The 13,474-nt window shown below is 46.5% G+C and carries 6 protein-coding genes; 1 reads left to right on the top strand and 5 read right to left on the bottom strand.

Annotated features, from left to right (window positions below):
* The first annotated feature begins 171 nt into the window (after nucleotides 1-171).
* Nucleotides 172-552, top strand: coding sequence for a hypothetical protein (locus ATY38_RS09710; RefSeq protein ID WP_062559126.1), 381 nt, complete (start codon nucleotides 172-174; stop codon nucleotides 550-552).
* Nucleotides 553-719: 167 nt separating this feature from the next.
* Here the strand turns inward: ATY38_RS09710 and ATY38_RS09705 are convergent, their stop codons facing one another.
* The 5 genes from ATY38_RS09705 to ATY38_RS09690 form a co-directional block, all read right to left on the bottom strand.
* Entirely contained in the window at nucleotides 720-2,597 is a 1,878-nt protein-coding gene (locus tag ATY38_RS09705; protein WP_062559125.1) for an FG-GAP repeat protein, read from the bottom strand.
* Entirely contained in the window at nucleotides 2,597-2,722 is a 126-nt protein-coding gene (locus ATY38_RS16825; protein WP_255252037.1) for a hypothetical protein, read from the bottom strand. The genes ATY38_RS09705 and ATY38_RS16825 overlap by 1 nt, the downstream gene beginning before the upstream one ends.
* Nucleotides 2,723-2,989: 267 nt before the next feature.
* The gene (locus tag ATY38_RS09700; protein WP_062559124.1) at nucleotides 2,990-8,233 is read right to left on the bottom strand and encodes a beta strand repeat-containing protein; all 5,244 of its coding nucleotides are present in this window, start codon (nucleotides 8,231-8,233) and stop codon (nucleotides 2,990-2,992) included.
* Between the two features lie 831 nt (nucleotides 8,234-9,064).
* Entirely contained in the window at nucleotides 9,065-9,955 is an 891-nt protein-coding gene (locus tag ATY38_RS16575) for a PEP-CTERM sorting domain-containing protein (RefSeq protein WP_062559123.1), read from the bottom strand.
* 217 nt (nucleotides 9,956-10,172) lie between these two features.
* Nucleotides 10,173-13,355 (bottom strand): TonB-dependent receptor, encoded by a 3,183-nt coding sequence (locus tag ATY38_RS09690; protein ID WP_062559122.1) that lies wholly within the window; start codon nucleotides 13,353-13,355, stop codon nucleotides 10,173-10,175.
* Nucleotides 13,356-13,474 lie beyond the last annotated feature (119 nt).

The following is a 13,474-nucleotide window of genomic DNA, read 5'->3' as shown; positions in this document are numbered from 1 at the left end:
GCTCTTGTTAAAATCTAAACACACCCTTCATTTTCATGGATTCTAATGATTTCCCTTAGAGATCAACAAGGGTTTCCCCAGTATAAGAATCAAGGGTTTCCCGATTTATTTCCGATGCCGGAGTCATTAATATGTACTCAATCGTTGAAATTTATTTCGGAGGCAAAAATCATGAAAACTCAAAAAACTATTACAGCAATATCATTAATCGCTGCTTTATTTTTTGTCGGCCTGCCCTTCGGTTCTGCAAGTGCTGAAGAAATTTTAACTGCACAAGAACATCTGCAATTGGCAAAACATCATGAACTTTTATTAAAAGAAGCTGAAGATAAGTTGGTACAACATAAAGCTGCGTTGGAAGATTATGAAGACAGGCCTTATTACTATGGTCGTAGAGGTCAGGATTTTCAATCACATGAGAAAGCCAATATTCGTGAATATGAAAAAATTGTAGCTGAGAATAAAGCTCAAGTAGCGATACATTACAAATTAGCGGGTGAGAGTCAAACACCGCAATTTGTAAGCGGCAGCAGCAATACTCAAGTTAATTAATAAAATCCCCTTGTTAATAAAAAAGCCACTTAATATTAAGTGGCTTTTTTATTGCCTGAAATAAAATCATAAAAACAAGTTAACTGATTTTTTTATCCTATCCTATCCTATCCTATTCGTTTAATTAGTTATTCTAAATAGTAATACAGAAAGTTCTTAAAAACTCGTTAGATTATCGGGAAATCCGTCGTCACATCCACCCCGATCAGCAGCACCGCCTCACCTTGCGTGTAGGTGTGGAAATTTCCGTGAACGCCGCCATCGGTCCAACCGCTGCTCAACCCAACCACGCTATCTCCGGCGTTGCCTTTGACCTTCAAGGTATCCGTCTCACCCGACAGATCGATAACATCCTGCGCCGTCAGGGTCAGCGTATTGTCGCCAACCCCATATAAAGCGATCGTCTCAATGCCGTGAATGTTATCGATCACGCTGGACAGGTCGAGATTAAAACCGCTGCCAGCGAATCCCAAGGTATCGGTACCCGTACCGCCGTCGACATGCTGGAAGTCATCGCCTAGTATGCGAATATAATCATTTCCGGCACCGCCATCGAACGAATCCGCACCACCACGGCCAATCATACGATCGTTGCCATCTCCACCCTCAAAACTCTCCGCAACTGAAGTGCCAGTGAAAATATCATCTCCGGGCGTGCCGGGGAAATCTACGTCATCAACAAAGCTGCTGCGACCAAAAATCACATAAACAGAACCGGAGTTATAGGTCTTCCAATCAGTTCCTATCGCAGCAACCATGAGATCATCAAAACCGTCTCCATTGACATCCCCCGCACTGCTCACAGAATGGCCTGATCGATCGCCCGCTGCTACCCCATTCAGACGAATGCTGTTAGTGCTATCAAGATCAGACAACTTTATCTCGGCATCAAACCCCGATGCCTTGCCGAACATCACGTAACTGGAGCCGGAGTCCTCTCCATTCGAATCGCCTTTGGAATTGCCAATAATCACGTCATCAAAACCATCACCGTTCACATCCCCGGCAGAATTCGCCGAGATAACCTGACCTTCTCCATCCAGATGAAAGCCGTTGCTGCCATCAAGATCGGATAAATCCATCGTCGCATCAAAACCCGCAGCTTTGCCAAATACCACATAGCTACTAGAAGAGCGCCCACTGACAAGCACATCACTATAACCATCACCGTTGATATCTCCGGCAGCTCTGACAACGCTGCGATCCATCACCGCGCCATCCAAACGAAAACCGTTACTGCCGTCAAGAGCGAATAAACTCATGGCGGCACTGAATCCCGAAGCTTTGCCAAACACGACATAGCCGGAGCCGAGGCTGGAACCGTTTGAATCTACGCCAGAAGCGCCAATAATCACATCATCAAAACCATCTCCGTTGACATCCCCAGCACCGTCGACTGAATAACCTGAAAGATTAAGCTCCGTTATGCCATCCAGCCGAAAACCATTGGTTCCATCCAGCCCTGATATATCCATCGTCGCATCAAAACCTGAAGAATTGCCAAATACCACGTAGCTGGAACCAGAATAGCTGTCATTCAGCGGTGCGCCAATAATAAGATCACCCAGACCGTCCCCGTTAACATCTCCTGCTCCACTAGCTTGAACGTCCAGTCCTGCTTCCAGACTAAATCCATTGCTGCGATCAAGATCAGAAGCCTTTCCAAATATCACGTAAGTGTCGTTAACAACGGTATCGCCATAAAAATTATCGGTTTCTGTAACCACAATCACGTCATCAAAACCATCACCGTTAACATCACCCACGCCATCGACAGTATTTTTCGACCAACCGTTACTACCTGCACGAAAACCACCCAAATTACTGCTGGCGCTAAAGCCCGATTCCATTCCAAGCACTATATAACTACGCCCTGAATACTCCCGAGAATATGTAGTGCCAATGGCCATATCGTCAAAACCATCGCCATTCATATCACCTGCGCTACTAAGCCAAAAACCCGACAGGTAATATGAAAGGCCATCTATACGAAAACCGTTACTGCCATCAAGACTGGATAAATTGATACTGGTCGTTGTTGTCATTATTTTTGCCTCCAAAATAAGAAGTGATTTGCGGGCAGTTCATCAACGTTGAAGTCATCCACCATCATCACTGCCATCCACCGGGCGACTTGATGATCGGGATGCTGATCAGCAGAATATTCCATCACATACCGCAAATCTTTCATTTAAATTATTTTTATTAGAATATATTGACGAGATCAGGCACTGTGGCACAAAAAACCTTCAATAACAATTCAGATAATTCTGATAATAGGTGTAGGTTTTAGAGAAGCCTCAGCGGCTATTGAAATACAACGGGAAGATTGTCGATAAATGCATCATTCAATACTGGCAACTGCCTTACAAAAACGGGTCAGAAATTGCAATTTTTCTGACCTGTTTTTGTAAGTAATACAGATATTTCTTGAAGGTTAGCCTATCGGGAAATCCGTCGTGACATCGACTCCGACCAACAGCACCGCATCACCTTGCGTGTAGGTGTGGAAATTTCCGTGAATGCCGCCATCGGTCCAACCGCTGCTCAACCCAACCACGCTATCGCCGACGTTGCCTTTGATCTTCGGCGTATTCGTCTCACCCGATAGATCGATGACACCCTGCGCGGTCAACGTCAACGAATTATCCCCGACACCGTATAAAGCGATGGTCTCAATGCCGTCAATTTTATCGATCACGCTGGACAGGTCAAGATTAAAGCCACTGCCAGCGAATCCCAAGGTATCGGTACCCGTACCGCCGTCGACATGCTGGAAGTCATCGCCTAGTATGCGAATATAATCATTTCCGGCACCGCCATCGAATGAATCCGCGCCACCGCGGCCGATCATGCGGTCGTTGCCATCGCCGCCTTCAAAGTTCTCCGCCGCTTTGGTGCCGGTGAAAATGTCGTCTCCGGGCGTACCGGGGAAATCCACCTCATCACTAAAGCTGCTGCGGCCAAATATGATATAGCTAGAGCCAGATTCGTCACCATTCGCAGCAGCATCAGGCGCACCGACAATCAAATCATCAAAACCATCACCATTCACATCACCCGCGCTGCTGACTGACAAACCCGATCGATCACCTTCTGCTTCGCCATCCAGGCGAAAACCATTGTTGCCATCAATACTGGATAAATCCATCGTGGAATCAAATCCGGATACTTTGCCAAATACTACATAGCTGGAACCTGAACCGAGAGCACCATTCGGGCTGGCGTTGGCTGCACTAATAATTAAATCGTCAAAGCCATCACCATTTACGTCCCCCGCTCCGTCCACAGAAATACCTGAATGATCAAACACTGCTTCACCATCCAGGCGGAAACCGTTGATACCATCCAGGCCAGATAGATTCATCGTCGCATCAAATCCGGATGCCTTGCCAAATATCACATAACTGGAGCCGGATTCATTGCCATTCGGATCAGCACGAAAAGCACCAATAATCACATCATCAAAGCCATCGCCATTAACGTCTCCCGCTCCGGCCACAGAGGAGCCCGAAGAATCAAAGATTGCTTCACCATCCAGTCGGAAACCGTTGGTACCATCCAGGCCGGATAGATTCATCGTCGCATCAAAACCTGAAGCTTTACCGAACACCACATAATTAGAGGAAATATAATTCGAAGCGACACCAAAGACACCACCAATAATCACATCACCGAACCCATCGCCATTGACATCTCCCGCTCTACTGACCGAGCTTGCCGCTTGATTTAGGCGAAACCCGTCACTGCCATCCAATCCGGATAGTTTCATCGTGGCACTGAATCCTGAAGCCTTGCCGAATACCACGTAACTGGAATCAGTGGTACCGGCCGTAACAATCACGTCGTCAAAACCATCACTGTTAACGTCACCCACACTGCTCACAGAGGCACCCGATCGACCACCTACTTCACCATCCATGCGAAAACCATTCTTCCCATCAAGATCGGATAAATTCATCACCGCAGAAAAACCTGACGATTTACCAAACACAACATAACTGTAACCCGAGAAATTTCCAGCTCTGTAGGCACCTATAATCAAATCATCAAAACCATCACCATTCACGTCTCCCGCATCGCTAAAGGAATCACCTGACCAATCACTATTTTTTACTCCATCTAGGCGAAAACCATTACTGCCGTCAAGACTGGATAAATCCATCTTGGCATCAAATTCAGAAGCCTTGCCAAACACTACATAGGTGGAGCCGGAAAATAAACCGTTCGGATCAGCATATGGCGTGCCAACCATCAAATCATCAAAACCATCACCATTGACATCTCCAGCGCTACTTACCAGCCTACCCAAATCGTCACGCGCGTCCACTCCATCCAGGCGAAAACCATTTTTACCATTGAGACCGGACAAATTGATGATACCAATATCCGAGAATTCAACCCGCACTGCCTCATCCACCTTCAATACCGCTCCGTTCTGCTTGTACGTATGAAAACCACCTTGGATTCCTCCATCCACCCAATGATTACCGCGTACAGTAATTTCATCGCCGAAATCACCCTTGACGATCAAGGTGCCTGAAGTATCGCTGGGCAGAGCAAGCAATTCCGTTGTGGTTAATTTCAACGTATTATTTCCGTTACCGCTCAGATCTATTGTTTCAATGCCATTGATTTTTCCCCGGACATCAGCCAGATCCAGATGTATTCCATTTCCATCCAAAGCCAGCGTATCGTGCCCTTTGCCACCGTCAACCAACTCGAAATCCAGATCGGGCACCCGGATAGTGTCATCGTCGAGCCCTCCATACATCACATCCGCCCCGCCGCCTCCGATCAATAAATCATTGCCGTCGCCCGCATCAAAACGCTCCGCCGCCTCGGTGCCTGTAAAAACATCATTATTTTCAGGAATGCCCACATAGGTTACGGTACCGGCAAACTGACTTTTGCCAAAGATCACATAAGCCGCGTCATCACCAGGATCAGAACCCGGATCGGCGACCATTAAATCATCAAATCCATCTCCATTGACGTCTCCTGCCCCGCTAACCCAACGTGACGCTCCATCGAAACGAACACTATTAGTGCGGTCAAGTTCCAACACTTTTACCGTGGCATCAAACCCGGATGCCTTACCGAACATCACGTAACTAAAACCGGAACTGCTAAAAATCAAATCGTCAAAGCCGTCGCCGTTGACGTCTCCAGCTCCGCTGATTGCATTGTCGAAAAATCCACTACCACTTCCAATTCTATCCAGAAGAAAGCCATTATTTCCATCCAGATCGGATAAGTTCAACGTGGCTTCAAATCCTGATGATCTACCGAATACAATACCCCGTCCAATAATGATGTCATCAATCCCATCGCCGTTGATATCTCCCGCACTGCTGACTCCTCCGAAAGTACCATCAATGTGAAAACCATTACTGCCATCAAGATCGGACAAGTTCATCGTGGCATCAAAACCTGAAGATTTTCCGAATACAATATTGCCGTCAACAATGACGTCATCAAACCCATCGCCATTCACATCCCCGGCATTGCTAACCAATTCAACCGAACCATTGATGCGAAAACCATTGCTCCCATTCAGTCCGGCAACATCTACCACCGCATCAAAACCGGATGATTTACCAAACACCACGTAACTGGCGTCGTCATCGTTATTTTGATATGAAGTGTATTCGGAGCCTATGATCACGTCATCAAAACCATCGCCATTGATGTCTCCCGCGCCACTAAATGATCGACCGGTAAAATCATCATCGGGCACTCCAACGATGCGAAATCCGGTATTCCCATCAAGATTGGATAAATTCCCAGGATTAATATCACCCGACTTGCCAAATATGATGTACGCGGAGCTGTAAAAACTATAGCTATAAGGACCCGTTGAGCCTGCAACAAGAGCTACATCATCAAACCCATCGCCATTGATATCTCCAACGCCTTCGACAAAATTTTGATTGGCGCCGCCCAACGCGAAACCATCTTCACCCTCAAGTCCAGTCAAATCTAGTGTGGCATCAAAACCTGAATCTTTACCAAATACGACGTAACTTCCTCCATAGTACTTCTCAAAGACAAGCCCGATTCCCATATCGTCAAAACCATCACCGTTCATATCGCCCACGCTGTTGAGTGATATGGCATCCAGATAATATCTATCAAGCACATTCAGACGAAAACCGTTACCGCCATCCAGACTGGATAAATTGATACTGATCATTGGCTCCCTCACTTCTGGCAGAGGCGGGAAATCCACCCCGCCATCGGTGAATTCGCTACGACCGAATATGACGTAACCGGGGCCGGAATCATCGCTGTTTGAACTCGAATTGGGCGCATTCACGATCAAATCATCAAAACCATCGCCATTCATGTCCCCGGCTCCGCTAACCGAACCGCCAAAAGGACGATCATATACCGCTCCATCAAACGCTGTTAATTTCGGACCATCAATACGAAAACCATTATCATCACCGTCCAGATCGGATAGATTCATTGCCGCGTCAAATCCCGAAGCGCGTCCAAACACCACGTAACTGGAACCGGTCAATACCCCTTGCGGATTAGCCAAAGGCGCACCAATAATCAAATCATCAAAACCATCGTCATTGACATCCCCCGCACTGCTTACAGAACGGCCCGAGAGATCATTAATCGTCGCTCCATCCAGCCGGAAACCATTACTGCCATCGAGAGCAGACAGATTCATCACTGCATCAAAACCCGATGACTTGCCAAACACCACGTAACTGGAGCCGGAATTGCGTCCATTCAGGTCAGCTGCAGAATCTCCAATGATCAAATCAGCAAAACCATCGCCATTGACATCCCCCGCATTGCTGATCGAACCCACTCCTCCATCCAGACGAAAACCATTGCTGCCATCGAGAACAGACAAATTCATCGTTGCCTCGAAACCAGATGACTTGCCAAACACAATATAACCGGTACCGGAACGGTCACCATTTGCATCGATCCTGGAACCTCCAATCATTACATCATCAAAACCGTCTCCGTTGACGTCCCCTGCATTGGTAACCACGCTACCTCCATCCAGACGAAAACCATTACTGCCATCGAGAATGGAGAGATTCATCGTCGCATCGAATCCCGATGCCTTGCCAAACACCACGTAGCTGGAGCCGGAACTATTACCATTCGGATCAGCTCCGTAAGCGCCAATGATCACATCATCAAAACCGTCTCCATTGATATCACCCGCATTACTAACTGAAAAACCTGAATAATCATACGCCGCCGCGCCATCCAGACGAAAACCATTGCTGCCATCAAGATCGGATAAATTTACCTCCGCATCAAATCCCGATGACTTGCCGAATACCACATAGCTATTACCGTAGTAGTAATGCGTATTACCAAAATGTTTACCAACAATTAAATCATCCAACCCATCGCCATTGACATCCCCCGCGCTGCTGACCGAGCTTGCTCCGCTATCCAGTCGAAAACCATTGCTGCCATCGAGATTGGACAGATTCAACGTAGCATCAAATCCATCGGCCTTGCCAAACACCACATAGCTGATCAAATTAAAGCCACTAACAATCACATCATCAAAACCATCTCCGTTGACGTCTCCTACATTGCTCACCCAGGTGCCTGAAAAACCAGACCCCTGCGCGCCAACCAGCCGAAAACCATTCTCTCCATCCAGATCTAACACATTAATACTTTGCGTTGCCATTTTTTGTCTCCGAATAAGAAGAGATTTGCAGCTTATCCATCAATCCTGAGGTCATCCACCGTCATCTTAGCCTTGAACCAAGTGGTTAGATGATTGGGATGCTGATCAACAGAATATTCCATCGCATACCGCAAATCGTTAATTTAAATTATTTTTATATGAATATTTTGACGAGATCAGGCACTGTGGCACAAAAAACCTTCAATAACAATTCAGATAATTCTGACTGTAAATGTAGGAAGTTTATTGGAAATTTTTGTATGCGCTTGTCAAACACGTACCAAAAACTACTTCCTGGCTGGATTAATAACGATCGGTAAAGCTAAGAGATATGATAGATCTTACCGGAATCTTCCGGCGGCACGATGGAACCTTGATTCAGGAAAATTAACCACTCCGGCCAGATTAATTCGATTGTGCACAGCACAATCATCCATAGCGGGAATAACAGGGTTATTTTTTTAGCATACTCTTATTAACACCAGATCAGAGTTACTGTAGATTGGGGTATAAAAGCAACAACAGACAGCCAAGCATTTGCAGAAATGATAATGGATGCCATAAGTCATCCAACAAAATACAGTGAAAAATATTCGAGCAATACTTTACCTGAAGTTGGAGCCTAATAGATAGTCAAAATCTTTTATCAAATCGATTTTGATCTTAGTCAGTACTTGGGGAAGTTGAGAAGGTATCGCCTGAGAAGTGACATTTAAGTTAGTAGTAATGCAAACGACGAAAGACAGTAGCGAGAGGACAAATTTCGATTTGTAAAAACAAACCCCGCTACTCCAGCGGGGTGGGCCAAGCTTTATTCCTGCCGGAATCAGGTTAAGTATTCTGTTTCCTGCGATGTACTGCGAAACCTAACAACCCCAATCCGGCCAGCAACATGGCATAACTGGAGGGTTCTGGAATAGGAGGTGGAGTAAAAGGATCAGAGATAGCCATAATGTATTCGTAACCAAAGCTGACCGTCTGGTTATTATTGATGGTACCAAAATCATAGGCTAGGTTGATTAACAAGTCGGTGAAACCGTAATTACCAGGCAATTGCCCTGCAATTAGCATGTTGTGGGGATCTAGGTCGCAACAATTAATATTAGCCGCTATAGTACTGGTCGCCCCACCCGTCAGATTAGCCAGAGTGATCGCCCAGCCATCCGGACTCGTAGCAGTTACAGAGGCATTTTCTCCTACTGCATCAATTACATTGCGTGTTTCGAACCCCAAGCTAGCCGGTATCCCTTGATCCGGGTCCAGACCGACCCCCCATTCAACATCGGTAGCTGTGGCTCCGGTATGATTCGTCAGCTGAATCTCGACAGCGACATGACCACTTTCAGGAATGCTCACCTTCTGGATAATCGACCAATCGCTGCCGGGACCGCTCATAACAAGCACCGAACCATCAACATTAGCGATAGCTGTAGAACCAAATGGGTTGGATCCATCGTCTTCATTCGCTATTCCAGCCGACAGACCATTTGCATTGAGTGAATAAAAAGACCAAAAATTACCGTGATTAACGAATTCTCTTCCCATAAAGCTTAAGCCGAGGGAACTGGTGGCGGAAAAATAGCCTGCATCATCAATCGTAGCCGAGGTATCAACGCCATTCGTAATTACAGTAGGTGCAGCGTGTGCGGTAATTACAAATGTGCCGCACAAAACTGTCGCGACTAATTGCGCGAGATCATTTCCTTTCAACCTGGTTTTCATTCTGAACGCTCCTTTAAAATTAAAATGACGACACCGCTTCCAAGTACACCAACACGATCCCCAACACACCACAATTCATTAATATCATTAGGTTTCAGTATGTATAAACTAAAAATATCAATCCGGCATGAAGAAATTTTCTGCATTAAGCAGGGTTGCCCGCAAAATTATCTTCCCTTTTTCTTCAATTGGCCACATTCACTGGTATCACGTTTCCTTAGTAAGCCAGGCGAACACTAAAATTAAAAAAGCGCCCACGGCGGAATTGCCTGCTGATTTCATCGCCTTGCATGATAAGCACATCGTCATCCAATAGATTTTGTGCTGATGCCTGCATCGATATTCCTCGATACAAATTCTGGCTGAGCACAAAGTCGACTTGGTGAAAAGGCTGCTCGTATTTATCGGGCGTTCCCAGTAGTCCTGCGGCTACGATACGTTTGCTGGAGACGTTGTACAATAAGGTCGCTTGGGTCTTCCAGGCCGGATTATCATAACCGATCTGAAAATTAACGATGTGCGATGAATGGCCTTGCAGAGGCCTCGAAACGGTCGTCAGCGATGCCAGATTCTCGGCACTTAATTGAACCTTCGATGTAGACCATGTGTAATTGCCACCCACATAAAAATTTTGCAACTGCGGATGCACAAAATCCAATTTTTTTAGCAACTCAAATTCAAACCCATAAATATTCGCTTTATCCGTATTCTGATAAGTATTCAACACGCCGGAGCCGACTTGGGTGACCAGTTCAATGGGATTGGTCAAATCTTTCCAGAAAAAACCGGCAAAGATATTTTCACTGGGCGATAAGTAATATTCCCAACGCACATCCCAGTTGGTGATCGCGGTTTGTTTGAGATTCGGATTACCGATGGTTTCCTGGTTGGTATTGATATCCGTAAAGGGGGCGATGGATAATTCCCTGAAATCCGGCCGTGATAATGTTTGGCTAAAACCCGCCCGCAGTTGTTGTTTGTCCGTAAGAAACATCGTGGCCGTTGCTGCCGGCAACATATCAACTCTGTTCAGTCTTGCGGTTGTGGGCAAATTGTCCTTGAATGTATTGACCTTCTGATCATTATCTTCCCATCGCAATCCACCGGTGATATTGACTCTATCATGCAACAACCAATCCATTTTTCCATAGTAAGAAAAGAGGTTTTGAGAAGCGGTATAGCTTTCGCTGGCCCGGGTGACATCACGCAGTTGAAATCCATTCCTGCCGATGAAGGCGGGCTGCAGGATATTTTCCACCGAAGGTTGAGCTAAAACGGAATTATCGAAGGATGTTGTAAAATAATTAAAGCGCTGAATATTCGAATCACGGGTTTTATCCTGAGTGATAAAACCGCCTTGCATCGTTATCTTATGATCACGCAAAACCTGTAACGGTAATTTTCCATCGACACGCCAGCTTCGATCCCGGTCAATCAGATCGGAATACATGATCTGATTGCTATCAACCTGGCGCGAAAAAGAGAAATTTCCGTTTCTTGAAACATCATCGTAGCGATAATCCCGCGTTTTAGGCTCAACCCGATCGGCGGTCGCATCGGTAAACAACCAGTTAATGGTAAAATCCTTCAATTGATCGAACCGGTGCTCACCCCCTACCTGATGCATAAGCAATTGATTCGAGAAAAACTTAAGCCGGGTTCTGCGAATATCGAAAGTTTCGGCATCGGTAAATCCCTGAGCAACCCTGGTTTCGTCGAAAGATTGGCGCAAGAACATGGTTTTCGCAAAAAGCTTATGCGTATCCTTGTATTGCAGTTCTGTTCCGCCATAACCCGTCAGATGCGCTTCACGTAGCGACCGTTGCGTATCGAAATCCATTTTCTTGATCAACTCGCCATCATCTGTAGCAAATTCGCGATTGATTTCGTTCTGCCTTCTAAATTCCTGTTTCCAGCCAGCGGCTGCAATGTAGCCCCAGGTAAAATCACCTTTAGAAAAACGATCGCCAACGGAAGCTTGTATTCCTGTATCGGGACCGATTGTCTTCCTGTTAACATCCCATACGCCTGATAAATCCTCGCCAAGTTTTTCCAGTTGTACAGGCGTAACGCCATTCGGATTAAAGGGGGATTGCGGGCGCAGATTTCCTTCTTGGATTGCAGCATCCAGTGAATCGGGTAAGACGCGTGCGCCATCGTCATAACTGGTAAAATCAATGCCGCCCCCCTTGTACGTTAGGCCTTCCTGAAAGGTGGTATTGTCATTAACACCCGCTTGTAAATTGAGATTGAAAAAGAACTCATCCGGAATGCCGCGCGTGCGCATTTCCAGTGTGCCACCGGCAAACTCTGCCGGGCGATCCGGCGAGTAGGTTTTTTGCACCTGCACACTCTCAAGAATGTTGGTCGGAAAAAGATCCAATGGCACCACGCGCCGGGTCGGATCCGGGCTGGGAATCGCTGCACCGTTCACCAATGTGGTTGAGAATCGCTCCCCCAATCCACGGATAAAAATGAACTGGCCGCCGACCAGAGTGAGTCCGGATGCCCTTCGTAATGCACTGGCGGCATCGCTATCGCCCGCACGGCTAAATTGCTCGGCGCCCAATACGGTAGAAACAGATGTGGCGGTGCGTTGCTCTTCAATCACCGAAGCCACCGTCCCTGCCAGATGGGGCTCCAGAACCACATACTCAGCCAATTCAACACCTGCAGGCGTAAGCTTGAAGCTGAGATCGGTGGTTTGCGTGTCAGTGATCCTGACATCATCCTGCGTTTGACTGCTGTAGGCACTATGTAACAAAGAAACGCTGTAATTGCCTGCCGCAACCGTTGCGCTTACCAGGCCCTGTTCATCGGTTCTTAGCTTTTGCTGGGATCCGCTCAGAAAAACTTGTACATCCTTGATCGGTTTCTGCGTTTCTGCGGATATCACTTGCACGGAAATAACACCTTCCCCTTGATCTTGCGCTTCGCTCGCGGTTGCATCCATACCGGCTATCGTTCCCGCGACCGAGCTTTCAATATTGAGCAGTGGTTGCTTTTTTCCGGGGTAGAAGGTTATGAGTATTTGCGCGTTTTCAGCAGGACGCAAAGGTAAGTCGAAAGTAAATTCTTGATCCCGAGTTTTGAGCGTAAATTGATACGATCCGGGTGGCAATTTCCCGGCAATGCTCCCGTTAGCATTGGTTTTCAATACTGAATCACCTTCCGTGCGCCAATGATACGTCGAGGGCGTGGCTTCAAAAATTAATGCTGCATTGGATTTGTCATACAATTCACTGGTAATGGATAGTTCAGCATTCTCAATCGGCAACCCATTCTGAAATAAATAAATCGCAAACTCGGCTTGCTCAGTTTCAGCTCGAGCAAAAGTGCTGATTAGCGCAATCGCGATTACACTGCAAAACCAGAAAATTTTTTTTAATTTTGTATTCATTTGGCGTATCAAGCCCCCTCTCCACTTACAGCACACTGGTTCATGGAGATAAATTCTAATTATGGATGGGCGGAAAGATCCGTCCCGGGCGGATGGTTAAGGCGGCATGGTGAACGTAT

The sequence above is a fragment of the Nitrosomonas ureae genome, from assembly GCF_001455205.1.
Lineage (GTDB): Bacteria > Pseudomonadota > Gammaproteobacteria > Burkholderiales > Nitrosomonadaceae > Nitrosomonas > Nitrosomonas ureae.
Note: the sequence above shows the minus strand (reverse complement) of the source record. Positions and strands in the feature narration are given on the sequence as shown.